This is a genomic window from Prevotella sp. C561 (assembly GCF_000224595.1).
GTDB classification, from domain to species: Bacteria; Bacteroidota; Bacteroidia; order Bacteroidales; family Bacteroidaceae; genus Prevotella; species Prevotella jejuni.
The window spans coordinates 195,224-220,688 of the sequence record NZ_JH114143.1; the positions used below are offsets into that span (position 1 = coordinate 195,224).

The 25,465-nt window shown below is 42.0% G+C and carries 23 protein-coding genes and 1 other RNA gene; 10 read left to right on the forward strand and 14 right to left on the reverse strand.

What is annotated here, in order from left to right; all coding sequences use genetic code 11:
- Positions 1–7 precede the first annotated feature (7 nt).
- Both queF and HMPREF0666_RS06385 read left to right on the forward strand, forming a co-directional pair.
- Complete coding sequence (queF, locus tag HMPREF0666_RS06380; RefSeq protein ID WP_009011552.1) at positions 8–463, forward strand: preQ(1) synthase; 456 nt, start codon at positions 8–10, stop codon at positions 461–463.
- 38 nt (positions 464–501) lie between these two features.
- Positions 502–1,515, forward strand: coding sequence for a hypothetical protein (locus tag HMPREF0666_RS06385; protein WP_009011553.1), 1,014 nt, complete (start codon positions 502–504; stop codon positions 1,513–1,515).
- 241 nt (positions 1,516–1,756) lie between these two features.
- Here the strand turns inward: HMPREF0666_RS06385 and HMPREF0666_RS06390 are convergent, their stop codons facing one another.
- The 3 genes from HMPREF0666_RS06390 to HMPREF0666_RS06400 form a co-directional block, all read right to left on the reverse strand.
- On the reverse strand, positions 1,757–1,969 hold the full coding sequence (locus HMPREF0666_RS06390; protein WP_009011554.1) for a HipA N-terminal domain-containing protein: 213 nt from the start codon (positions 1,967–1,969) through the stop codon (positions 1,757–1,759).
- A complete protein-coding gene (locus tag HMPREF0666_RS06395; protein ID WP_009011555.1) occupies positions 1,966–2,202 on the reverse strand; it encodes a helix-turn-helix transcriptional regulator in 237 nt (78 codons plus the stop codon). Before HMPREF0666_RS06395 ends, HMPREF0666_RS06390 begins: the two co-directional genes overlap by 4 nt.
- A 622-nt stretch (positions 2,203–2,824) precedes the next feature.
- The gene (locus HMPREF0666_RS06400) at positions 2,825–4,120 is read right to left on the reverse strand and encodes a histidine-type phosphatase (protein WP_009011556.1); all 1,296 of its coding nucleotides are present in this window, start codon (positions 4,118–4,120) and stop codon (positions 2,825–2,827) included.
- A gap of 505 nt (positions 4,121–4,625) precedes the next feature.
- Here HMPREF0666_RS06400 and HMPREF0666_RS06405 point away from each other — a divergent pair.
- Together HMPREF0666_RS06405 and HMPREF0666_RS06410 are read left to right on the forward strand one after the other, a co-directional pair.
- Positions 4,626–5,918, forward strand: a complete 1,293-nt coding sequence (locus HMPREF0666_RS06405; RefSeq protein ID WP_009011557.1) for a Gfo/Idh/MocA family protein — start codon at positions 4,626–4,628, stop codon at positions 5,916–5,918.
- A 507-nt stretch (positions 5,919–6,425) separates the two neighbouring features.
- Positions 6,426–7,556 (forward strand): BPL-N domain-containing protein, encoded by a 1,131-nt coding sequence (locus tag HMPREF0666_RS06410; protein ID WP_009011558.1) that lies wholly within the window; start codon positions 6,426–6,428, stop codon positions 7,554–7,556.
- Positions 7,557–7,906: 350 nt separating this feature from the next.
- Here HMPREF0666_RS06410 and ssrA read toward each other — a convergent pair.
- Positions 7,907–8,307, reverse strand: a transfer-messenger RNA (tmRNA) gene (gene ssrA / locus HMPREF0666_RS16505).
- Between the two features lie 210 nt (positions 8,308–8,517).
- On the opposite strand from ssrA, the gene mfd reads away from it, so the two are divergent.
- Positions 8,518–12,054: a transcription-repair coupling factor gene (mfd, locus tag HMPREF0666_RS06415; protein ID WP_009011559.1), complete on the forward strand. Its 3,537-nt coding sequence runs from the start codon at positions 8,518–8,520 to the stop codon at positions 12,052–12,054.
- Between the two features lie 19 nt (positions 12,055–12,073).
- Here mfd and HMPREF0666_RS18000 read toward each other — a convergent pair whose 3' ends face one another.
- Positions 12,074–12,937: a DUF6624 domain-containing protein gene (locus HMPREF0666_RS18000; protein ID WP_232214072.1), complete on the reverse strand. Its 864-nt coding sequence runs from the start codon at positions 12,935–12,937 to the stop codon at positions 12,074–12,076.
- Between the two features lie 107 nt (positions 12,938–13,044).
- On the reverse strand, positions 13,045–13,404 hold the full coding sequence (locus tag HMPREF0666_RS18005) for a hypothetical protein (protein ID WP_009011561.1): 360 nt from the start codon (positions 13,402–13,404) through the stop codon (positions 13,045–13,047).
- Between the two features lie 131 nt (positions 13,405–13,535).
- Here HMPREF0666_RS18005 and HMPREF0666_RS06425 point away from each other — a divergent pair, with 131 nt between their 5' ends.
- A complete protein-coding gene (locus HMPREF0666_RS06425; protein ID WP_042856078.1) occupies positions 13,536–13,853 on the forward strand; it encodes a nucleotidyltransferase domain-containing protein in 318 nt (105 codons plus the stop codon).
- A 52-nt stretch (positions 13,854–13,905) separates the two neighbouring features.
- Positions 13,906–15,267 carry a dipeptidase gene (locus HMPREF0666_RS06430; RefSeq protein WP_009011563.1) on the forward strand — a complete coding sequence of 454 codons (1,362 nt, stop codon included), beginning with the start codon at positions 13,906–13,908 and terminating at the stop codon, positions 15,265–15,267.
- Positions 15,268–15,616: 349 nt separating this feature from the next.
- Here HMPREF0666_RS06430 and HMPREF0666_RS06435 read toward each other — a convergent pair whose 3' ends face one another.
- The 5 genes from HMPREF0666_RS06435 to HMPREF0666_RS06455 form a co-directional block, all read right to left on the reverse strand.
- Positions 15,617–16,363, reverse strand: a complete 747-nt coding sequence (locus HMPREF0666_RS06435; protein ID WP_009011564.1) for a polyprenol monophosphomannose synthase — start codon at positions 16,361–16,363, stop codon at positions 15,617–15,619.
- Positions 16,364–16,428: 65 nt separating this feature from the next.
- Positions 16,429–17,241: a 1-acyl-sn-glycerol-3-phosphate acyltransferase gene (locus tag HMPREF0666_RS06440; RefSeq protein WP_009011565.1), complete on the reverse strand. Its 813-nt coding sequence runs from the start codon at positions 17,239–17,241 to the stop codon at positions 16,429–16,431.
- Between the two features lie 17 nt (positions 17,242–17,258).
- Complete coding sequence (locus HMPREF0666_RS06445) at positions 17,259–18,431, reverse strand: metallophosphoesterase (RefSeq protein ID WP_009011566.1); 1,173 nt, start codon at positions 18,429–18,431, stop codon at positions 17,259–17,261.
- Positions 18,428–19,267: a vitamin B12 dependent-methionine synthase activation domain-containing protein gene (locus HMPREF0666_RS06450; RefSeq protein ID WP_009011567.1), complete on the reverse strand. Its 840-nt coding sequence runs from the start codon at positions 19,265–19,267 to the stop codon at positions 18,428–18,430. The genes HMPREF0666_RS06445 and HMPREF0666_RS06450 overlap by 4 nt, the downstream gene beginning before the upstream one ends.
- 6 nt (positions 19,268–19,273) lie before the next feature.
- Positions 19,274–20,623, reverse strand: a complete 1,350-nt coding sequence (locus HMPREF0666_RS06455) for a dihydroorotase (protein WP_009011568.1) — start codon at positions 20,621–20,623, stop codon at positions 19,274–19,276.
- Between the two features lie 193 nt (positions 20,624–20,816).
- Here HMPREF0666_RS06455 and HMPREF0666_RS17290 point away from each other — a divergent pair, with 193 nt between their 5' ends.
- Entirely contained in the window at positions 20,817–20,972 is a 156-nt protein-coding gene (locus tag HMPREF0666_RS17290) for a hypothetical protein (protein ID WP_157600253.1), read from the forward strand.
- Here the strand turns inward: HMPREF0666_RS17290 and HMPREF0666_RS06460 are convergent.
- The 3 genes from HMPREF0666_RS06460 to HMPREF0666_RS06470 all read right to left on the reverse strand — a co-directional run bounded on the left by HMPREF0666_RS06460 (position 20,959) and on the right by HMPREF0666_RS06470 (position 22,678).
- Complete coding sequence (locus tag HMPREF0666_RS06460) at positions 20,959–21,807, reverse strand: DUF4369 domain-containing protein (RefSeq protein ID WP_009011569.1); 849 nt, start codon at positions 21,805–21,807, stop codon at positions 20,959–20,961. The two genes, HMPREF0666_RS17290 and HMPREF0666_RS06460, sit on opposite strands and share 14 nt — an antisense overlap.
- Before the next feature lie 108 nt (positions 21,808–21,915).
- Entirely contained in the window at positions 21,916–22,350 is a 435-nt protein-coding gene (locus HMPREF0666_RS06465) for a hypothetical protein (protein ID WP_009011570.1), read from the reverse strand.
- Entirely contained in the window at positions 22,334–22,678 is a 345-nt protein-coding gene (locus HMPREF0666_RS06470; protein ID WP_042856124.1) for a septum formation initiator family protein, read from the reverse strand. Before HMPREF0666_RS06470 ends, HMPREF0666_RS06465 begins: the two co-directional genes overlap by 17 nt.
- A gap of 157 nt (positions 22,679–22,835) precedes the next feature.
- On the opposite strand from HMPREF0666_RS06470, the gene HMPREF0666_RS06475 reads away from it, so the two are divergent.
- Both HMPREF0666_RS06475 and HMPREF0666_RS06480 read left to right on the forward strand, forming a co-directional pair.
- On the forward strand, positions 22,836–24,647 hold the full coding sequence (locus HMPREF0666_RS06475; RefSeq protein ID WP_009011572.1) for a DNA polymerase III subunit gamma/tau: 1,812 nt from the start codon (positions 22,836–22,838) through the stop codon (positions 24,645–24,647).
- Between the two features lie 528 nt (positions 24,648–25,175).
- Positions 25,176–25,465: helix-turn-helix domain-containing protein (locus HMPREF0666_RS06480; protein ID WP_009011573.1), on the forward strand; the 290-nt coding region annotated here is incomplete at its 3' end.

The window sequence follows — 25,465 nt, forward strand, 5'->3', positions numbered from 1 at the left end:
AACGATTATGGAAAGAAACGAAGAGGGCTTGCAGTCGTTAGGTTCTGCAACCCAATACAGAATGGATTATGCGCCAGAGGTGTTGGAGACGTTTATGAACAAGCATCCAGAGAATGACTATTGGGTACGTTTCAACTGTCCTGAGTTCACGAGTCTGTGCCCTATTACGGGACAACCAGACTTTGCTGAGATACGTATCTCATACGTCCCTGACGAGCGAATGGTTGAGAGTAAGAGTCTTAAACTCTATCTTTTTAGCTTCCGTAATCATGGTGATTTCCATGAAGACTGTGTGAATACTATCATGAAGGACCTCATTAAGCTCATGGATCCTAAGTACATCGAGGTGACAGGAATCTTCACTCCTCGTGGGGGAATCAGTATCTATCCATACGCTAACTATGGTCGTAAGGGTACGAAGTACGAGCAGTTAGCTGAGCAACGATTTATCACGCACGAATAAAGAAATATGTTCCTTGTTCGTAACAAATGCTGATTGTTATGACAACTAAGCGGATTGTATATTCCATCTTTTTACTACACATCCTACTGTGCTTCAGTTGGTGGATATTGCACATGTGCCTGTCTGATGACTTACAGCTCAATGTTGTCTTAGACAGCATATTGTATTATGGCATGCTCTGCACCCTTCCTATATGGCTTTATCCTATAGTGAGAGTCATCAAGAAGACCTTTAACTATAATGAGATATTAGGTATCTTAGCGATAATCCTCATCAGTGGGATTGTGTTTGTGGTTGGATTTATCGGTCTGCTTTTGTTCACTATTGAAGCTCCAAAAACTGTGTGGTATGAGGATAAGAACCATATTATCACAGATGGTTATGCCTCCGTTGGCTCTTTCTTCGTATGTGATAGGGGAGGAATAGTAAATAAAGTAAGGTCTAAAGGACGCCTCAGAGATTCACCACTAATCCCTGATTCTGCACAATGGAAGTTCTATGACCAGTGGGGAGTACTGGTGGCATGGTCGGATAATAAACTTGATGAAGATCGAGGTATGAAGGCTTATAGCCTTTTTGTTACCGACTCCTTATTATATAAGCGGCATCAGAAGGAAATTCTAAACCTACGTAAGTCTTATCTGATGAAGGAACGAAACTATATTCTTGATTGTCATTTATTATGTTACGAAAGCTCTCTTCCAAATTATGAGTTCGAATATAACACACGGACACGGATAATGAGTATAGACGACGATGGGATTGATTTTAAGAATAAAATTAGTTTTAAGTTGTCCCAGGAGGCGAATGATAGTATTGTTACTTTTATCCATCAGCATCCATCAGCATCTATAAATTATGATGGAGACGTTGAACATTATGGACAAGGAGATGTATGTGTATGGCTTGAGGTAAATAGGCGTACAGTCTTTGACTGTGATAATAGCGACTTTGCACAGATGCCAGTTCCTTTCCAGAATATCATTCGTCTATTTGCAAAAAAGCATGTACGGGGGCGCGACCTATTGAAAGTTGTGGACAAAGCAAAGTGATTTACCTAAAATAAAAGCTCTCTATAACACACGATAAATCCTTGATTTAGTTTTGTTTTTATTTGCTGTCATTTTTTACATTTGCGCTAACTCGTTGGTGTACAACAGGTTTTTTATGCAAAAGCAATGATAGGAATGACAGCAAATAATGATTTCCTCGTTTCTTATAGTGTGTCCAGATTATGTCAGCAGCTATTTCGAAAGCTTCGTGAATATCTCTACTTTATGTACAAAGGAGCAGTTATTCCCATGCTAATACATCTAATCGGCTATCGATAAGAGCTTTATAGCTCTGTTTCTGATAGTCCTTCTTGCTTAATGGCAAGGTAAGGCTAACAGGTGTGGGATGGTCACTATCTAAGTATGCTTGTGCGTAAGTGAAATCGTAACCAGTCTCATCTTCCGTTATGATACTCGCCAATTGATTCTTAACAAATACCTGTCCTTGTCTCATTTCGATGAATATAATAATGGTGGTTCTTCCCTTGGAATGGGTACAGGGGCTAATTGTAGGTTGAACAGTAGAAGCACTTGATTCACCTTGTCCATACGTAATGTTGCTTTTCCTTGCTCCATTTCGCGAACAAAGCGTAGACCTACTCCAGCCTTGAAAGCCATATCCTCTTGCGTAAGATGATACTCTTTACGTAGCTGCTTTAGTGTGGTTGATAATTGATTATTCTCCATCTTGATTATACCTTATCGGGTACAAATATACGAAAAAAAATATGAAAAAGAGCGTAGAACATCCCTAACGGGTATAATCTTATACTTATTTAACGTAATTATACCCCATTGGGTATAAACTTAATGTTCGTTTACTTTTATCATTCTAAGTTTTTCTTTAGCTCATCCGATAATTGCGTGGGTGTTTCAAACATTCTTTTTAGGGTTATATAAGTTTCCAAACACTTTCATGGGTAGCGGTTTCTCCCCTTATCAGTAGGATTAGTAAGATTATGAAAAATCATTACATATCACTTAACAAAATACTCTCAAGATAGGGGTGTGATACCTTCTATAATAGAGTCTGTAACATTCAACAAATCAGGTGGTTAGGTTTAGTGTTAAAGAATAGGCCTTTCTTGCATCAAGAAGGGCCTCTTTAATGTGCAAGAAGGGCATGTTCTTGACTGTAGAAGGGCGTCTTCTTACCCCGTGAAGGGCGTGTGTTGGATTTAAGAAAGGTGAAAATTATTGACAAACGGTCAGGGCTTTGATGAGTAAAAGGGACAGGGGTGGGGGAAGAAAACAGCTGGTGATGGGAAATACCCGCCACCAGCTGTTAGATAGAAGAGCGTGCAGCCCCTTATTCACGATAGCTGTTTAGCTTTGCAAGATAGTATTTCTTAAAGTCACTCCATCGATAATAATAAGGTGTAGAGGTCTTTGGAAGGGGCAGCGTAGCCTCTTCCTCATTGAGTAAAACCTTCACGAGGACATCGGCATTAGGCTTCTTAGGGTTCTTATAGAACACGAACTGAATGTTAGCAGCCATAGGGACAATGCGAGTAGAGCTCCAACCTTTTAGGTCGAGACTATCTATATCCGTTACGCTAATGTCGTTGTTATTAAGATTAAGTAGACAAGTCAATGGCATAACCATCGTGTCATGACCGAAACGAAGGGTAGCACCTGGGTGAGGTAGGGCCAGACAAGAGTCGGCATCGGTGATAATCTTACGCAAGAGATTGCGCTGTGAGAAAGGTTGCTTACCTCCACTTTGTGGTGCACTGGCATAGCGTAGATACCACCAAGCATTGCTTCGCTCCCACAGACGATATAACTCATCTGACGTAAAGAGATTGTACAATGAGAGCGAGTGGCGTATCTCTGAGTTCTGAACAATACTTGCCAGACTGAAGAGGTCGAAGGCGAGCTGTCCTGCATCTACCTTCTTGGCCACGTATTCCTTATCCTTAAAGAGGCGAGCCATCAAAGGCTTGGTGTCGATGTTGCGTTTGCCCCACTCGTCAATCGTATTCTTTACAGCACTGCTATCCCTTTGGTGAGACAGTTTCTTGTCTGATTGATTCATAAAATACATGTCATGTGCACTCGCATCATGCCTAATGCGTAAGCGAGGATTATGTCGAATCAGCTCTTGCAGTTCGTTTTCCATGGACAGAATACAGCGGATAACATCCGTAGACTTGGCATCTACCCACACAGAATCACGGAAAACGGATGGGAAACGACGATACATTCTTCTCGCAATCTGCTGATGCTGCTGTGCTCCCAACGGTGTTAGCTCGCCCCACCGCTTGTAGGATTCAGCATACATGAGGTGTAACTTCTTCAATACATCTTTCCCTTCATTGGTCAGAACGCCTGCTGAATCGGCCCGTTCGAGCGTCTCTATTGGGCGGAGATATTGCTGCGCATGGATGAGATAACGTGAGCCATGGCGGCCATAGTGGGAGAGATAGACAGGAAGATAGCCTGACGGAGCAGGTGTCAGCTTACCAGAAGGAGTCGGATAAGCAAGGTAATTGTTGGCAGAAAGCTCTGGACGAGCACTAATCTGCTTCTTAAACGATTGTGCTGTGACGTGTAGCGATGCGGAGAAGGCCAACGCACAAAGCAAAATAAGCTGTTTTTTCATATCGTTGTGATTTGTTCTAAACTACTTTGCAAAGGTAATCATTTTCTATAAAGATACGTAAGTGAGCGTGAATTAAAGATAGATAGCAGGGGTAGTCAGGCATGTGTTCTCATCGGAAATGGACGTTTTGAAGGCTGAATGGTGTGAGGACGATTTATTACAGTCGTGTCTTTCAGTTCAAACGAATGTTGTTTTAATAATAATCTCAGTCTATGCGCTGACGTAAATATCTCCAAAAGTCAGCTGACATACAATATTTTCGATAATAATTGACTATCTTTGCAAGTCATGACAATGTACTTGAAGGGTCTCTTTCCCCCATTTAAGCCCCGCTTTATGACTGTTTTTGGTTGTTATCGTCAGACTGCAATAGGGGAATAGGAGACTTTCGAGGAGTGAGTTAGTGCTGTGTAAGGCCTTGGTTCCACTCGAAAGGGAAGAGAGCATAGTGTAACATCTTCTCATGCTTTAAGTATGTTGGCACAGAATAAAACCTACAATAACAATGAAAGTGAAGTCTATTGCTTGTCCGTTAGAAACCTTTATCCCAGCTCGGGCTGTGGGTCAGCGTGATGTTCTGTCGTTGACACTCCCACCGATGCCCCTCTTGCAGGTGGCTTTTGTGGGTGTTGGCGCTCGTGGACGGATGGCAGTCACACGCTGGTGTCATATCCCTGGGGTTCGGATAGCTGCTGTCTGTGATGTTTCAAGAGAGGTGGCTGAGGAGGTGGCACAGCATGTTGAGCAGTTAGGGAAGTCTCGTCCGATGGTCTTTTGGGGTGAGACAGCTTACGTCGATATGTGTCAACAGCAAGCAGTCAACCTCGTTTATGTGTGTACGGATTGGATGTCGCATGTGCCTATAGCCGTTCATGCGATGGAGCAAGGGAAATGTGTCGCAGTGGAAGTACCTGCAGCACTCACCTTAAAAGACATCTGGAAACTGGTCGATACGGCCGAGCGGACACGACAACACTGTATGATGTTAGAGAATGTAGTGTATGACTACTTTGAGATGGCAGTCTGTCAAATGGTAAGAGAGGGCCTACTCGGTGAGCTTATACACGTTGAAGGGGGGTATGCACACCCTATTGGCGACCGTTGGATGCCTTGGCGCATGGAGTACACACGTCGGCATGCCGGCGATATCTACCCTACGCACAGTATAGGACCAGCTTGCAGACTCCTTGATATACACCGTTCTGACAACATGCAGTACCTTACGGCGATGCAATCTAATGCTTTTAAGGGGCGGGAGATGTATCAAACGGTGATGGGGACAGACTGCGATGACTTTGCTAATGGTGACCAAACGTCTACGATGATACGGACGGTGAGGGGGAAGACTATCCTTATACAGCATAATGTGATGACTCCACGTCCTTATAGTAGGATGTTCCAAGCGGTTGGCACACAGGGGTATGTCGCTAAATATCCTGCCCCAGAAGTGCAATTAAGTCCTATGGCTGCGGCCAAGGTGGGTATTGAGATAGAGGAAGATGACACACCCTTGAATACTGTTCAGATAGAGAGACTACTCAATCATTATGCGCCTTCCTTCTCATCCGAGACTATCGCTTTAGCCAAACAGCTCGATTCACGAGGTGGGATGTCCTTCTTTATGGACTTACGGCTCGCTCAGTGTCTGCAAGATGGGCTCCCTTTGGATATGGATGTGTATGACTTAGCGGAGTGGTGCAGCATTGCGGAGCTATCTAAACTATCTGTTGAGAATGGCTCAATACCAGTCATGATACCCGACTTCGTGCACCGTGTACATTTATATGATAAGGGATAGCAATAATGACAATAATGGGTATGATACAATGAGGTGGTTGGTTTGACATTACACTTTGCTTCCATGGAGTTAGATGGCGTGTTCTAATTATCAATGCTGCAAGATTTCTTTTTTCACGGAAGACGCTATGATTGAGGCTTCTCACCCTAATGACATTGGCTGTGTGGCATAATCACGAACCTATAAGAAGATGTTGGGTAAGATGTTTCGTAAATGATAAAGATCGTAATAGGCGTTGACAAGGAAATCAATCGCTCGTTCTGCTTTGCTTAGTGATAATGTCGTGTAAGGGAGTTGGTTGTCTGCTTATTGGAGGAAAGGGTAGGGGAGATGAGTGGAGACTATATAATAAGGTGGAACAAGACGGTAAGTGATAGTCTAAAAATACTTAAAACACGTATGTAAGCATGTAAGTATCAAAGATAAATACTATCTTTGTTTCGTTCATAGCAGGTTGACGATGAACAAGCAAGACTATAAAAGAATTACAAACTAACATAAACAATTATGCTACGGAAAACGATTTTTATCATTGCCATGTGTTTGGTAGGACTGAATGCATGGAGTATGGGAGTAGGGAACAAGGTACGTGTGGGTGTGTTCCAAGGTAATGGTGGTGCGCAAACGTGTATTTGGGAGGCCATAGCGTCTATACAGTTAGACCCAGACATGACTGTGAGAACAATCACAACAGGCGATATTGCGAATGGAGCTTTGAGTGATTTGGATGCTATCATCATCCCAGGAGGAGAAGGAGCAACGCAGTACATGAATCTTGGAGAGGAGAACATGGAACGAATAAGAAACTTTATTCGTTCAGGAAAAGGTGCTGTGGGTATCTGTGCTGGTGCCTATCTCTTTACAGACACACCAGGATATGCTTGTATGCACATCAATGGTGGAAAGGCAATCGACATCGAACATGACAACCGTGGACATGGTATATCAGCTTTCTCTCTTACCGCTGAAGGTAGAAAACTATTCCCTGAACTTGCTAATCGAGACCGTTCATACGTGATGTATTATGAAGGTCCGGTCCTTGTGAAGAGTGATAGTGTTCCTCTTCCCTACACGGCTATGGCGATGATGGAGACCGATGTGCACGAAGAAGGTAATGCACCTGCTAACATGACGAACAATCGTCCATTCTTTATCGCCAATGAGTATGGGAAAGGACGTGTCTTTAGTAGTATCTCGCACCCAGAGGCAACACCTGGAATGATGTGGATGATACCACGCATGGTGCGTTGGACATTACGAATGCCAGTTGTAGCTTATTCGAAGCGAGTCGTTAATCCCGATCTATATAATCGTGAGATTCTCATGACGAAAGCTGATTTAAAAAAGGAGCGTGGGTATTATAACACATTCTTATACGGCTCGCCTAAGGAGAAGATAGCGGCACTCGATTGGCTACAGAACTGTCGGTCGTGGGATGCTAAACGCTGGGTACAGGGTCTGCTCTTTGATAACAGCCCTGCTGTAAGAGAACGGGCGGCTCGCTTTATAGCTGAGACTGACTATCTCCCCTTCTTATCTGACTTAGAAGCGGCATGTCGTGTAGAACGTAATGCGCAAACGAAACAAAGGATGATGAGGCACCTTGAGCATCTGAAAGCGCTACTGCCGCATAAATAATCCTTGTCTTGTAGGGTCTATTATTAGGTAGAAACGTATATGATTTGGGCATTGCTTCGAAGGAGACATTACTTGAAAACAAATTTTCCTGTCATTCCTGTCATGCAAAGCGACGACTTAATACGCTGAACAACAGGGAGATTACTTGAAATGTTAAAAGTGACAGCAAAACGAAATTAAACTTTTTATGATAATAGAAGACATAATCTCTCCTTCTTTCAGTGGGCTTTTTCATTCCATGTCTCGGAAGAGCTGTATATGAGTTCAGCAATGAGAGTCTAAAAAAGACAGTATCAAATTAAACTTTGATACTGCCTTTTAATTTTTAGAGAATCCCTTTTAGGATTAAGAGGTGGACCTGGTGGGAGTCGAACCCACGTCCGCACAAGGAAACCATACGCTTTCTACACGTTTATTCCAGCCTTCGGTTTTCGTATGTCGGCAAGACCTGGACCACCAACCGACATCTTATCCTCTTAGTCTTCATCAGTGTATTGAGGCATACACTAACTATCTCCGATTGAACCTGCATCGCTTACTCTCTGGATTCGGAACAACATCCTCGGAGCGATGTCTCGTCCAACTATCTAATAGTCGGATAAAGCCAGTAACCTACTGTACTTCGGTTAGGCAGCGAGAGCGTAATTGTTTTCGCCAATTAATTGTTTGATAACTGAGATTTAGGAGCCAGTCAACGATGCTCCGCGTGCTTACGTACCATCTCGTCTTGCCGTCAAATCCAAACAAGCCCATAGTACAATGAGGATTTTTATAGGTTTAAGGAGACGTTAATCATCCTTGTTTTCCTATCATATCCTCTTCTGTTTCCACTGAATCAGACTGCAAATATAAGGAGAGTTTACGAAACCACCAAATCTTTAAGTACTTTTCTTCTTAATTTCATAGATAATTGCTGTCTATCTGAAATTTGTTGTAACTTTGCAAACACAACGCATTTGCGATGAAGATACAAGACATACAGAAACTATACGCTATGCTGCCACAGGCAGGAGCGATATTGAAGATACAGGAAGAAAAGTCAGTTAAGACTGTTTTCCTGCAGGGACTCGTGGCCTCAGCTGCCCCGATGTTCTTTGCATCAATAGCTGAACGATGGAAGACAACGACTGTTTTCGTGTTGAACGACAATGATGAGGCGGGTTATTTCTATAATGACCTTAAGACAATTGCTATGCCTGCAGATGGTGAAGGGAAGGTGGCAGAGGTGCTGTTTTTCCCATCGTCTTATCGTCGTGCAGTGAAATATGGACAGCGTGATGCGGGTAATGAAATCCTAAGAACAGAGGTGCTAACACGTCTTTCTGCCCTTGCCTCGGGTGCTGACAACGCTCTACCGCTTTATATTGTCACTGAGCCATCAGCGCTATCAGAACTTGTTGTATCAAAAAAGCAGTTGGATGAACGCCGTTTGACATTGACTGTTGACCAGCATATTGACATTGTGGAGGTAGAGAAAACCTTACGTTCTTTTGGCTTTACAGAGACAGATTACGTCTATGAACCAGGTCAGTTTGCTGTGCGTGGTAGTATTATTGATGTCTATTCCTTCTCAAATGAACTTCCTTTCCGTATCGATTTCTTCGGTGATGACATTGAAACCATTCGTAACTTTGAGGTAGAGACGCAGCTGTCTACAGAGAAGTTGACACGTGTTGAGATTGTTCCAGAGCTGACAACGATGTCAGAAGAGAAGGTTCCATTTCTTCAGTTCTTACCAGAAGATGCCGTGTTGGCATTCAAGGACTTCCTTTATGTTCGTGATGCGATTGATAATATCTATCAAGAAGGTTTTACTAATCAGGCTTTGACAGAGAAGTTAGAGGGTAAAACGGAGTTAGAACAGCGCGAATTGGAAATGGCTTTCCGTAAGGAAGGGCAACTTGTGCCAGCCTCACGTTGGATGAATGATGCACTTGATTTCCGTCGTATAGAGTTCGGTATTAATCATTCCAGTTCCGATTTAGCAAAGAAGAAGGATGGTTCACGGGCTACGATAAACTTCAGTACGTCACCGCAACCACTCTTCCACAAGAACTTTGACTTGCTGTCTAAGACGCTTCGTGACTATCTTATAAAAGGTTATAAACTCTATATCTTTGCAGATAGCGAGAAGCAGACTGTACGTTTGAGGGATATCTTTGACTCTTTGTCAGATACGAATATGTCGGCTAAATCAGAGAACTTATCTGTAGCCGAACTGTCTGGGGAGGGTCAGGATGCAACAGTGGGGGCTTTACCTTTCACGCCAGTCAACCGAACGTTGCATGAAGGTTTCGTTGATAGTACGCTGAAGGTATGTTTCTTCACCGATCATCAGATTTTCGACCGTTTCCATAAGTATAACCTCAAGTCAGACAAGGCTCGTCAAGGTAAGATGGCTTTGACGATGAAAGAGCTGCAAGAGATGGAACCCGGTGACTTCTTAGTGCATGTTGACTTTGGAATAGGTAAGTTTGCTGGTCTGGTTCGTGTACCTGCTGGTGACTCTTATCAGGAGATGATACGTCTGGTTTATCAGCATAATGATATTGTGGATGTATCTATTCACTCGCTTTATAAGATTAGTAAGTATCGTCGTGGTGATAGTGGTGAACCACCACGATTGTCTGTTCTTGGCTCAGGTGCTTGGGATCGTCTGAAAGAAAAGGCGAAGAAGCGTATCAAGGATATTGCTCGTGACCTTATCAAACTCTATGCTAAGCGACGTCGTGAGAAGGGATTTGCCTTTTCTCCTGACTCATTTATGCAGCATGAATTGGAGGCTTCATTCCTTTATGAGGATACGCCCGACCAGTTGAAGGCTACGCAAGAACTCAAACAAGATATGGAGAGCGCACGTCCGATGGACCGTCTGGTCTGTGGTGACGTGGGTTTTGGTAAGACCGAGGTGGCTATCCGTGCTGCTTTCAAGGCTGCGGTGGATAATAAGCAGGTGGCTGTATTGGTGCCTACAACCGTGTTAGCCTTCCAGCATTACCAAACCTTTAAGAAGCGATTGAAGGATATGCCAGTGCGGGTTGACTATCTCTCACGTGCTCGTAGTGCTAAACAAACAAAACAGGTATTGGAGGATTTGGCAGAGGGAAAGATTAATATTCTTGTCGGTACGCATAAGTTGATAGGAAAAACGGTGAAGTGGAATGACCTCGGACTCCTTATCATTGATGAAGAACAGAAGTTTGGTGTTTCTACAAAGGAGAAACTCAGGCAGCTGAAAACGAATGTTGACACCCTTACGATGTCGGCAACGCCTATCCCACGTACGCTACAGTTCTCACTGATGGGCGCACGTGATATGAGTATTATGCGTACACCGCCACCTAACCGTTACCCTATTCAGACTGAGATAGCTTCTTTCTCGCATGAAGTAATAGCAGATGCTATTAACTTTGAGATGAGCCGTAATGGACAGGTTTATTTCGTTAATGACCGTATTAGCAATCTTCCAGAGATAGCAAAGCTAATTAAGAAGTATGTTCCCGACTGTCGTGTTGCAATCGGACATGGACAGATGAAACCTGAGGAGTTGGAGGAGATAGTTATGGGTTTTATGAACTATGACTATGATGTACTGCTTTCAACGACGATTGTTGAGAATGGTATTGATATTTCTAACGCCAACACCATCATCATTAACGATGCTCATCGTTTCGGACTCTCCGACCTGCATCAGATGCGTGGTCGTGTGGGACGTTCTAATAAAAAGGCTTTCTGTTATCTTCTCGCTCCTCCTTTGGCTGCATTGAGCCCAGAGGCACGTCGTCGTCTGGAGGCTTTGGAAACTTTCTCCGACCTTGGTAGTGGCTTTAATCTTGCGATGCAGGACCTCGATATTCGTGGTGCGGGCAATCTCTTAGGCTCTGAGCAGAGTGGATTTATGGAGGATTTAGGATATGAAACCTATCAGAAAATCCTCAATCAGGCGGTGATGGAGCTGAAGAATGATGAGTTCCAAGATCTTTATGAAGAGGAGATGGAAGAAGGAAAGCAGATTACGGGTGATGACTTCATTGATGATTGTGCCGTAGAGAGCGATCTTGAAATGTACTTCCCTGATAACTATGTGCCAGGTAGTTCAGAGCGTATGCTACTTTATCGTGAGCTTGATAATATTGAAAAAGACGAAGACCTTGATGCCTATCGTAAGCGTCTGCAAGACCGTTTCGGTCCTGTTCCACGTCAAGGTGAGGAACTGATGCAGGTCGTTGCACTTCGTCGTGTAGGTAAGCGATTAGGCTGTGAGAAGATTATCCTTAAGCAGGGACGTATGCAGATGCAGTTTGTTTCTAACCCTAACAGTGTCTACTATCAGAGTGCTGCTTTTGATAAGGTTCTCAACTACATCGGTTCTCATCCCCGCCGTTGTAATCTGAAAGAACGAAATGGCAAGCGGTCAATGGTGGTTAGTGACGTTAAAACGGTGGGAGAAGGTGTGAAAGTTTTAAGAGCAATAGAACAAGGGAACAAAATGTCTTGATGAAATGGATACCCTAAGTTCACTTTGAATATTCATCCAATGGTGGAAGACCAACCTCCTTCCGCCATTGATTGACCAATTTCTTATTAAGTAAAGGGCAGATCCCATTGTGATTTCTCTGTGTTCCGTATTTCTGAGGTCGCCCCTCTCTTACATCAATCCTGTCATGTAGAGCAGCAACTAAAGCAGCTTGAATGTTCCCTTCTGTCGCAGCTCTCTCCAGCATAGGTAGATATTCTTTTTGTATGTCCAAGGGTGCATGCTGAATGATTATCCATGCTGCCTCACAAGCAGAAGTGCCTACTTCTGTCTTTTTAGGGAAGCCGTGTTCTTTCAATATTTGCCTTATCTCGACTTGGTTGAGAGAGTCAATACTATCAGCACGAAGCCTTAACGCTATATCATATTGTGTCTCCTCATGGTGCAACTGTCGGCTCAATATCCATTGTGTTCTATAAGCTTGGTCACGTTCAAGCATCTCTTCTAAATGGTTCTTCAGTGATAAGTCATAGTTATAGATATCTGCTCGCTTATCAAATTCATCTTCATAAGAGGGTACAGTAGCAGAGTCTGGCATCTGATAGTAATCCTTTTCCATTCTTATACGGTGCATATCAAACTTATAAGCAGCCTCATCTTTATCAACCATACGCAATTTATAAGCAACACTTGATAACTTGGAAGGAAAGATGTAACGATCATCTGCGAATGCTTCAGTATATGCACGGATGGCATCATCATAACGCCCTTGCTCATAAAGAGAGTCGGCATGGAAGATAAGACGCCAATAATCATCCTGTGAGGAAAGTGTCTTGATATCTGAAGACATTAATTTAGGAGTGCTGTTAGAAAGGTTGAATCGTTTTAGAGTTGAGTTCTTCATATCTTCTAAAATAGAGCCAACTAACTCTAAATGTTCCAGTCGGGTGACATCCCAATTATAATGTCCACAAGAGGCATAGGACTTATTCCTACTCTGAAGAATATAAATTATACCTTTCGTTTTTTTTCTATCAACACCCTATCTACACATATTATCCGATGTTTCCTCTTTTTTATGAAGAGGTTACGCCATACTATATTGGGCTGCTGCGCCTGCTTCGGTCCATCAAAGAATGTATGATAAACCCATAAACTACTATTATTCCTTATTTCATAATCAGGCTCAACTGTGATAATACTGTTGCTGACAAAACTCCAACAATCATTATTGATGGATTTAAGAGAATCTAATTGAAAGGGGATATCTCGCCTTATTTCATTCTGCATACGTTGTTCTTCTGTAAGTTTAGCAGAACCACATGCAAATAGTAAAGATGACAGGACGATTGTCAGGATAACTTTGTTCATAAAAGAGGGTATTAGTTTTTGCAAATATATCAATTAATTCTATCTCATGCAAGTAAACTAGTATAAAACCAAAGGAAATACTTGCAAAAGTCATAAATCATGCTTAAATTTGCGAACAAATGACTACGAGAATGAAACATACAGATGTTTTTAGCTCTATTCGCAACGTTGCAATGAAGTTAAAACCAGAGAATGGAAAGATAATACTCTTCGGTTCTCAGGCACGTGGTGACGCTCATGAAAATTCCGATTGGGATATTCTAGTCCTATTAGACAAGGATAAGATAGAGGTGATAGACCATGATAAGTTCACTTATCCATTCTGGGAACTTGGCTGGGAAATCAATGCAATGATTCATCCTATTGTATATACCTCAAAAGAATGGAGCACTCTCTCTCACACTTCTTTCCGAGATAATGTAGAACTATATGGGATTGTTTTATGCTAAAAACGGAGAGAGAAGAAAGAAAAGATATAACACCATAAAATATCAAATAATTATGATTAAGAAATATGTAGAAGAGAATAAAGACAGAATGCTCGAGGAGTTGTTCAGTCTGATACGCATACCAAGCGTAAGTGCACAACCTGCTCATAAGGAGGACATGGTACGCTGTGCTGAACGTTGGAAGGAACTGCTGCTTGAGGCAGGTGTTGATAAAGCTGAGGTGATGCCATCAAAGGGTAATCCTATGGTTTATGCTGAGAGAATGGTTGCCCCTAATGCAAAGACTGTATTGGTTTATGGTCACTATGACGTGATGCCAGCAGAGCCATTTGAACTTTGGAAAACTGAGCCATTTGAGCCAGTTATCAAGGATGGTCATATTTGGGCTCGTGGTGCAGATGATGATAAGGGACAATCATTTATGCAGGCAAAGGCATTCGAGTATCTTAACAAGAATGACTTGTTGAAGCATAATATGAAGTTCATCTTTGAAGGTGAGGAAGAGATTGGTTCTGGTAGTCTTGGTCCATTCATCGAGGAACACAAGGAACTCTTGGCTTGCGATGTAATCCTCGTTTCTGATACAGGTCTTATTGGTCCTGATACTCCTTCTATCACAACAGGTTTGCGTGGTTTGTCTTACTGGCAGATAGAGGTTACTGGTCCTAATCGTGACCTTCACTCAGGAACCTTCGGTGGTGCTGTGGCTAACCCAATCAATGTTCTTTGTAAGTTGATAGCTGATGTGACTGGTCCTGATGGCAAGATTCGTATCCCTGGCTTCTATGATGATGTTGAGGAGGCTTCTGATGAGGAGCGTAAACTCGTTGCATCTATTCCTTTCGATGAGGAGGAATATAAGAAATCTCTTGGTGTTAAGGCACTCTTCGGAGAAGAAGGTTATAGTACAATCGAGCGCACTGGTTATCGTCCAACATTTGATGTATGTGGAATCTGGGGTGGTTACACAGGTGATGGTGCTAAGACTGTTATTCCATCAAAGGCATACGCAAAACTTTCTTCACGTCTTGTTCCACATCAGGATCATACAAAGATTAGCCAGTTGGTAATAGACTATTTTAATAGTGTTGCTCCTGATTATGTTACAGTGAATGTAGAGAAGCATCACGGTGGCCATGTTTATGTTTGTCCTATTGACTTCCCTGCTTATAAAGCTGCTGAGCGTGGCTTCGAAGCAGTATTCGGCAAGCGTCCATTGCCAGTACGTATCGGTGGTAGTATTCCAATCATTTCTACTTTCGAGAAGTTGCTTGGTGTGAAGACTGTTCTCATGGGCTTCGGTTTGGAGTCAAATGCTATTCACTCTCCAAACGAGAATATGCCAGTAGATCTCTGGTTGAAGGGTATTGAGACAATCATTAACTTCCACCTCGAGTACGATAAGGAGGCGTAAGTTCGGTAATAAGACACGCAGTACGCTGTGTTAAGACATAGTAACAAAGGAACATTGTTCTCTGTAGTAATATATCTTTCTCATATAAACAGAAAGGCTTACAACAGAGAATAGTGTTCCTTTTGATATCATTGATGTCTTATAAATAGGTGTTGTCAGATTTTATGAACATGTTTGCCGAAAGCATTATACCATTATATAATAAGGAGGGAGTACAATATAGTAAGCCAGCTCGGCTAATGAAGACAAAGAGACCTATATATAAAAGGTAACATCCAAAATCTATGTAGATTGTGGCTGTTACCTTTTATTTACTCCGCTTGTTTATTCTTTCTTGTAAAAGTGAATGTTAGTCTTTAATCTTAGGATACTTTCTGAACCAACCATCCATACGGAGTCGGATGACACCGAAGAAAGCTTCAGAGAAGATACCACCGCTCATCTTACTTGTTCCCTCACGTCGATTAACGAAGATAACAGGTACTTCTTTAATCTTGAAACCAATCTTGAAAGCGGTGTACTTCATCTCGATTTGGAAGGCATAGCCCTTGAAACGAATCATATCCAATGGGATTGTCTCAAGAACGCGACGACGATAACATACGAAGCCCGCAGTCGTATCATGAACATGGAAACCTGTTACAATACGAACATACTTGCTGGCAAAGTAACTCATCAATACACGTCCGATAGGCCAATTTACAACGTTTACTCCACTGACATAACGTGAACCAACTGCAACATCATAACCTTCGTCATGGGTTGCAGCATAAAGGCGAGGAAGGTCGTTAGGGTCGTGGCTAAAGTCAGCATCCATCTCAATGATGTATTCGTAGCCATGTTCTAAAGCCCATTTGAAGCCAGTGATATAGGCCGTACCTAATCCTAACTTTCCTGAACGCTCAATGATAAAGAGACAATCAGAGAATTCTGTCTTAATCAGGTTATGTACGATTTGTGCCGTTCCATCAGGACTTCCGTCATCAATAACCAAGATATTAAACTTTTTCTCCAATAGGAATACCGCTCGGATAATCTTCTCTATATTCTCCTTTTCGTTGTATGTCGGTATAATTACAATGCTATCGCTTGTCATAGATTTTTGTTTTTATAGGACAAATGTAGTATAAAAATATGATACTAACAAGTTTTTGTCTATTTTTATTGGTCTGGGTTCTCTATGAAGCCTTGGTATTCAGGAGTAAGAGCAGACATAACAGAATTGTAAGCTTCGTTCATAGTCTCCTTTTCATATTCGCTACCTTTCCCTTTAGGTGAAATAGGTTTATGAATGGTGAGACTCAGTCGGTGCCAAACAGGGAAATGCCAATCATTCGTACGGGGCATAACATCGAAGGAACCATTGATGGTGATAGGACAAACAGGTAATTGGAGTTCGTCTGCTAACATGAAGGCACCACGGCGGAACTTACCCATGTGTCCCGTAAAACTACGTGCCCCTTCTGGGAATACAACCACTGACATTCCTTCATGAAGTGTTTCACGTGCCGTGTCGTAAGTCTTTTTAATTTTACTTGCACCACTCTTATCCACAAAAATATGATGTGCTTTCTCACACGCCAGGCCTACCAATGGTATCTTACGAAGAGACTTCTTCATCATCCATTTGAAATTACGACCAAGAAAACCATAGATAAGAAATATATCGAACGCACCTTGATGATTGCTGACGAATACATAGCTCTGTTTAGGATTGAGGTGTTCACGTCCTTCAACCTTTACGGGGAGGAAGAGAATTCGAATAGTAAACCATGACCACCATTTCCCTGGGTAGTATCCCCAGAAATGTCCATTACCGAGTTGACAACCAATGGTTGTGGTTAATGCAGTAAAGATGGACGCAATGAAAAAGAGTGGAAAAGCAATGAATAGCATGTAAACCCTATATAGAAAGGTTATAACCAACATCACTATTGACGTTTGCTTTTTTTGTTGCGATACAGTATTGCTCATATATGTTTCCGTTTATTCTATTTCTTTATATGTAATGTTATAACAGTAATCTCATTAGGCATATTGATTCGGAAGGGGACAAGGCCACCTAATCCAGCCGTAACATTGAGAAAACGACCATCTTGTTCGTAGACTCCATAATCTTCATGCTGGCGTACACTCGTTGGTCGCCATCCAAAAAGTTGCATTTGTCCTCCGTGTGTATGTCCACTAAGTGTCAGTTGTGCTGTTGTCTTTGGAAGGATAGAACGCTTCCAAGCAGATGGATCATGCTGTAGCATAATTATAAACGAATTTGGCGCTATGCCTTGTGTTGCTTTCTTATAATCTGAATGGTTTGGGAAGGGAGGCTTACCGTCATTTTCTGTACCACAGATATAAATAGACTCTTTCTTAGGTGATGTGATACAAATGTTCTGATTGCGTAAGAGTGTCCAGCCTAAGACCTTCCTTTCTGCATTGACTAATCGTTCTTCTTGCGCTGCCTTCTCTCTTTTATCACCTTTTATATACTCCGTATAATCATGGTTCCCTAAGACGGAGACAGTCCCCTTCATGGGTTGACGAATAAAGGACGACATCCTTTCAACCTCTTCTGGGCGTATATTCTGTAAATCGCCAGTGAAACAAATGAGGTCAGGCTTTTGCTTTTCAATACTATCCATCTCTGCTTTTAGTATCTTACTGCGCCAACCATCGAAAGTTCCAAGGTGCAAGTCAGATACATGTACGACTCTATAGCCCTCAAACGACTTTGGTAAGTCTTTGAAATAAAGGTCTACATGCCTGATGCGTATATCTGATATTCCGTATGTGAGTCCATAAACAAATACTCCAAAGGCAAAGCAACCTAAAAGTACTCCTATATAATGTCCCCAATTTCGATTTGTACGAATAATATATTTACGAACTATCGAACCTAAGAATGATGTGAGTGCAAAGATAGCCTTAGGTCCGACAAACATACCGAGCAGGAACAGATAAGTGTTCAACCAAGTGAGGTTGTCTGGCGCAAAGTTTTGAATGGATGCCATTGCACAAGTATAGATTACCATCCCGATGCAGGGTAACCACCACAATAGACGTAGCCACCAAGATACGTGGTAACGCTTACGGAAATAGTGAATGTCAATATACAAGTCTGACAGCACTATTATCAATATAAGATATATAACGATTCGAGCTATCATTTCTTCAATAAAGAGGAGACAAGAAACTTTCTTAACAGCTCAACAGGCTGATTACGACGACGAGCATAGTCTTCTAATTGGTCTTCATCAATCTTCCCTACTTCAAAAGATCTACTTTGTGGGTGAGCAAACATAAAGCCAGATACACTGGCATGAGGTATCATCATACCACTTTCTGTTAGGCTAATCCCAATTCCTTTCATATCTAATAATTCATATAAAAGGAAATTAACACTGGTGTCAGGTATAGATGGGTAGCCTACAGCTGGTCTTATTCCTTGATATCTCTCAGCAAGGAGATCTTTTATTGTAAGCTGCTCATCTGCTGCATAACCCCAATATTTCTTGCGGACATCCTCATGAAACTTCTCTGTTGTAGCTTCAGCTAATCGGTCAGCAATGGTCTGGGATAGCATACGTTGATAGGGGTCATCCTCATTACTCTCTGTAAAAGCCGTATCAACAGAAGCTGCAAAGAGTCCTACTGTATCTTTAATGCCCGATGCAGCAGGGCGTAGGAAATCTGAAAGACAGAGGTTGGGTTTTCCTGCAACTGCCTTCTGCTGACGCAACATGGGGATACGTGTTCCATTGACGATGATATCATCACCATCGCTATTAGCATCACACAAAGCAAAGACGGCATGGGTGTGATACTTTTCTTCCATATCGTTTAGCAGGGTCTCAGCTTCCTTACGTAGTTCTTGTTGAGCCTCTTTAGCCTTACCATTCATCGACCAAGCATAGAAGAAGAAAGCCCAATTAATATATGGAACAATGTCACTGATGTTATAAGTTACAATCCTACTTTTATTATCAATTATTGCATCGTTCATTTTACTTTAATCCTTATTTCGGAAAGTAATCTTCTCACCACGAAGCGTGTCATCAAACTTTCCGTTATTTAATAGGTGTTGTCCATTGCAGAAGGTGTGTAATACTCTCCATTGATAAGTGTGTCCCATCATCGGACTCCACTTACATTTACTCTGAATACAATCCTCGTCCACAGTCCAAGGCTGGTTGGGTGAAACGATGGTGATGTCGGCCTTATATCCTTTACGTAAGAAACCACGTTGGTCAACATGGAAGAGCCGAGCTGGTGCGTGTGACATCAAGTCAACCATCCGTTCTATTGTCATAACACCTTTGTCAACCAATTCGAGCATTGTGACGAGTGAGAATTGTATCATTGGCATACCTGATGCAGCCTTAGTACAACCACCTTGTTTCTGTGTCAATAGGTGTGGCGCATGGTCGGTACCAATAACTGTAATCCGCCCGTCTGTGAGTGCCTGACGAATAGCATCTCTATCAGATACCGTCTTGACTGAAGGATTACATTTAATAAGTGCTTTCTTTGTAAGATAATCTTCATTCGAGAAAGCTATATGAGCAATAACAGCTTCCAAGGTTATCCTTCCCTCGTCTTCTGTTTGATTGGCTAATGAAAGCTCCTTTTCAGTAGTGATATGAGCAATATGGAGTTGGGTCTTATATTTTCGAGCTAATTCTACGGCTAATTGAGAGGATGCCCAGCAAGCCTCAGCGCTTCTTATCTCCCAATGATGTGTAATATCTGGATCATCACCAAAGTGTTCCTTGGCAACTCTTATGTTCTCATTGATAATACCAGAATCCTCACAATGTGTCATCACTGGTAGATTCAATGCTGCTGCAGTACGGAATGTTTCTTCTAACGCTTCACGTCTATCAACAAGCATGTTTCCTGTTGAGGCTCCCATAAAGAGCTTTATTCCAGGGATAGTATGTATATCTAATTGAGGAAATAGCTTACTATTAGCATTCGTCGCACCAATAAAGAAGCTATAGTTCACATGACTTGTCCGGCTTGCACGATCCCATTTATCTTGTAAAGCTTCCAGCGTTGTTGTTTGTGGATTGGTGTTTGGCATCTCAAAGTATGATGTGACACCACCATACGCAGCTGCACGACTCTCACTTTCAATATCTGCCTTCTCTGTTAGGCCGGGTTCACGAAAGTGGACATGGTCGTCAATAACGCCTGGTAGAACAAAGCACCCCGTGGCATTGACTATCTCGTCAAACATACCACGGGGTACCTCGTTACCTTCTATAATCTCTATGACACAATCGTCCTCTATGACGAGCGAACCTATAAAGCTTCGCCCTTCATTGACGATAGTTCCACCTTGAATGAGTTTCCTCATATATTATATTCTTTTTTGTTTGAGATTGTTTGTTAATTCATCCGAAAGTTGAAAGCATAAAACCTACTAAAGTAAGATAGAAAACATTACCTATTTTACTAGTAATAGTTTTATTATCATTTGCTGTCATTTTAACATTCCGTGTCAATATCCTATAATCCAGCCAGTTAAATACCCATGTGGGCTGACAGATATGACAGCAACTTTCGTTTTGGATAAATCCGTTGTTGCTCGTAGACTCTTTATCCTACCTTCGGAAACACTCCTATGGAATCTTATCCTACTCTTGTTAAGTCAGAGTCGTTACAGAAAAGATGGTGGGGTGTGGTTGGCCCTTACTTTGAAATAGAGTCGCCTGCCATTTGTGCTGGTGTTGGAGGAGCAACTGCAGCATTAGGTGTTGTACCTGCTGCATCTGGTAGTCCTGCAGGATCAGCCATTCCGTTCATTTCCTTTTGAGCTTGTAAGAAATTAGCATAGAATGCTTTTATCTGCGGATTCTGCTTAAATGTGTCTGTAGCCTTAGACATGATATATTCAATCCATGAAGGTAATTGATTAATAGCATTGCTATACATATAATCATTCATCCATTGTGGATATGCGTCAGGTGTTGTCTCATAGCTGATGCGCGTAAGGAAACACCATGGTCCAAGGATATTATTAAAATTCTCTGTAATAAACTTTGTGAAAAGTTTGTCACCTTTGTCATATACGCCCAAAGCCTTCTTTGTAAGACGAACATTCACCGTCTCCTCATCTTGTCCATTCATAATGGCTGCACTTTCTTCATGGTCAATCTCGGCGTATTGGTTGCGTAGCTGTATAAACTTCGTCCAGAAATCATTAAGTTTATCATTCAGGGGCGTACCACTGACACGTTGCTGTGTATTATCCAGTTTAACCGTAATATCGCCTTTCTCTATTACAACAGGGAACTGAAGGTTGATGTCATCCATGAATATTTGCCCTATCTTGGTAGAGTCAACCGTTCCATGGAAAGCAAACTGACCATGAACCACGTCACATGAGTCCAAGTCAATGAGTGAATCGGCCTGATCAGTTTTCAGATACAACTTACGTCCATCCAGACTTGAAACGTTAGATGTACCTTGGATGTTGAATGAGTTGGCACATGACGTAAACGCTATCAGCGTTAGTAATGCATAGAGAATCTTATTCATAGATGATTAAACTGGTTCTGTTTCTTCTCAGACAAAATTACATTCTATAATCGAAGCCGAGAAACTTTTTTATTCAAATTAAAACAATCTGTGAGCTTTTAGCTTTTTTTAGGTATTTGTGCTGCTGCTTTCCCGCTTCAATTCGTAGCTGATACGATGAGTAGTATACATCTCAATAACAGCAGAAATGAGTAGGAGTATGACCCAATTATGATGGAAGATACTCACATAACTGCTGTATCCATCTAATGAGCCAGTGAAAATAGGGCGAAGAAAATGATAAGCGTCTTCTACCATAAAGATGCCAGCAAGGATAAATCCCCATCCTGCCAACGACATAATCTTGCGTAGACGACGAATAGCTAATACTGTACCTAAGTAACGTTGTCGTGACTGCATAAGTGCAAATAAGATTGCACCTACAAGCATTAGCCAGCAAGCAATAGGCTGGATTAAAAGGAAGGCATACAAGCCTGCCCCTGCAACCATTGTTATCCCTCCTAAGAGGTAAACGATAGATTCTACTTTAGTCAGTTGTTTCATTCTTACCAGTGTTTTCGGTTGGATGCTCATCATCGCTTAGAACGAAGATGTCTTCATTGTCAGCTTTCATAAAATAACGTTCACGAGCGACACGTGCAATAGCTTTGGGATCAGTCTTTAGTTCCTTAAGTTGTTGCATGTCATGCTTATATTGAGAATCGTACTTTTGGATTTCTCTCTTCAAATCATCAATCTGATAGGCATACTCTATTCGTTTCATAAAACTGTTTTCATCCACGATACCAACAATGAGTACACCGAGAATGATAACAATATGAAACTTAAACCGATTGAAGAAACTAATGATATGTCCAGTAATCTTACTCACTTCTTTACATTCTTTTTTGCAAAAGTAAGGAAAAGATTGCATATCGGAGCATTAAAGATATATATTTTTAGCAAATTAACAATTTAATTCTTCTTACCTCCTTACTGTTTTCTTAACTTTTATTACCTTTGCATTGATAATCAGACTTTACTATTTTATGGATGAATATATTGTTTCGGCGCGAAAGTATCGCCCGTTGTCCTTTGATGCTGTCGTAGGACAACAGGCGCTGACTACTACGCTGAAGAATGCTGTGAAGAGTGGTAAGCTGGCTCATGCTTATCTTTTTTGTGGTCCACGAGGTGTGGGTAAGACTACTTGTGCCCGTATCTTTGCGAAAGCTATTAATTGCGAACACCCTACGGCTGACGGTGAGGCTTGCAATGAGTGTGAAAGTTGCAAGGCTTTCAGCGAAGGACGCAGTTATAATATCTTCGAGTTAGATGCTGCCAGCAATAACTCTGTTGAGAATATCAAGGCATTGATGGACCAGACCCGTATCCCACCACAGGTAGGACGTTATAAGGTCTTTATCATTGACGAGGTTCACATGCTTTCTACTGCAGCCTTCAATGCGTTCCTCAAGACGCTGGAGGAACCGCCAGCACATGTCATCTTTATCCTTGCTACGACTGAGAAGCATAAGATTCTCCCAACGATCCTATCGCGTTGTCAGATTTATGACTTCGAACGAATGACGGTTCCAAATATTATCGACCATCTAAAGCGTGTTGCTGAGAAGGAGAATATACAGTATGAGGAAGAGGCTCTGAGCGTGATTGCGGAGAAAGCGGATGGCGGAATGCGTGATGCGCTCTCTATATTCGACCAAGCTGCAAGTTTCTCTCAGGGGAATATCACTTATCAAAAGGTGATAGAAGACTTGAATGTACTTGATACTGAAAATTATTTTAACATTGTCGACCTTGCCTTAGAGAATAAGGTAAGTGAGATAATGGTACTTTTAAATACTGTCATCAATAAGGGATTTGATGGTGGGCACCTTGTGAACGGTCTGGCTTCTCATGTTCGTAACGTATTGATGGCAAAGGATGCGCAGACTCTCCCGTTGCTTGAGGTGAGCGAACAGTTGAGAAATCGTTACCAGCAGCAGGCACAGAAGTGTCCTGTTAATTTCCTTTACACTGCATTGCAGATTATGAATCGATGTGATGTGGAGTATCGACAGAGTTCTAATAAGCGTTTGTTGGTTGAACTAACGCTTATCCAAGTGGCGCAGATTACGCAGAAGGAAGATGATATTCCTGCCTCGGGGCGTAGCCCTAAACGATTAAAATCCCTGTTCAAGAATCTTATTCTGAAGGCTCAACAGAAACCGACTCCGCAGGTGGTTGGGAGCCTGAAACATGATAATGACACTGTTCACAATGCTAATGCGGGTGGGACAGTGCCTGTTGAGGTTGTGTCTTCGTCTGAAAAGTCTGTTGCTGAGACTTCTGGCGAACGTCCTAATGTGAATGTAAATTCAGGTGTCCCGAATGCTGTTAATCTCAGTTCGTTGACGATGTCATTCGATAATCTGCTCAAAGCCGATAAGAAGAAAAAGCAAGAAGAGGAGCTTGAAATAACCAATAAGGATGAGAATGAGCGGTTTACACAGCAAGAGTTGGTTGTGAGTTGGCGGGCTATGTGTTCACGAATGCCTGAGCGTATGCAGGCTTTGGCACAGCGTATGAAGAATATTACACCTACTGTCACAGAGTATCCAACAATCTTGGTACTTGCAGAAAACAATATTCAGCTCAACGAAATGCTAACTATTAAATCGCGCATCCGTGCTACATTGGCAAAAGAACTGCACAACGGACAGATTGAAGTAGATATTCGTCTTGCTAAGTTTGAAGAAATCAAGCCAATGCTTACGCCTCGTGAGTCTCTGAATAAACTGTTGGAGACAAATCATCCTGTAAAGGAACTTATTGATGCGTTGGACTTGTATTTGGATTAAGAAAATCCACCTTTGGTGTTGTCACGGCTAATATCGTCCCATAAGTAGTGTACAGGTAGCTGATATTTAGTGCTCTAATAGTTGGTTTTTAGGTGTTTTAGTGAACCTTGCTACTTGTTTTTAACTATTGTCCGAAGGCTTCGGACAAGTTGTCCGGACGCCCCGTACAAGTTGTCCAGAGGCTCCGGACAGTTAGTGAGAAGGCTTAGTATCAGTCTTATTTGGGGTTGAGAAACTTGCTTCTTTAGGTGTTTTACAGTGTTATTATTATCAATAACAGACCGTAATGAGGGTGTACTATTCAAGTCTTAACGGAACGCAATATATGAACAAAATCTTTTCAGTTAGTGTCGCAAGTTCAACATAGAACTGCAATCCCAAGTGCTGGTGTAGCTTAATAATCTATACCTGAAAACACCGAGGGGTTTGGGGGCGAGAAGCCCCCATGAGAAGAAAATCAACAAGCAATGCATAAAAATAAGAAAGGGAGACCTCTGTCTCCCAAAGATTAATTAATTTTGCATTGCAATGTACAAACAATTAACCTCGGAGCAAAGGTACACAATTTCTGTGCTACTCCAAAATAGAACGAAACAAAAAGATATTGCCAAGGCGATAAATGTAAGTGCAAGTACAGTGTCTCGTGAAATAAGACGTAATAGCGGAGTCCGAAGACACTATAATTGGGAAACTGCCCAAGCAAATGCAGTACAAACAAGGCGCAGAAAGCCAGGCAATCGTTCAGTCGACAAGGATGTCATGGAAGAGGCGAAGCGCCTTCTTATTACTGAGCAATGGTCTCCAGAACAAATATCTGG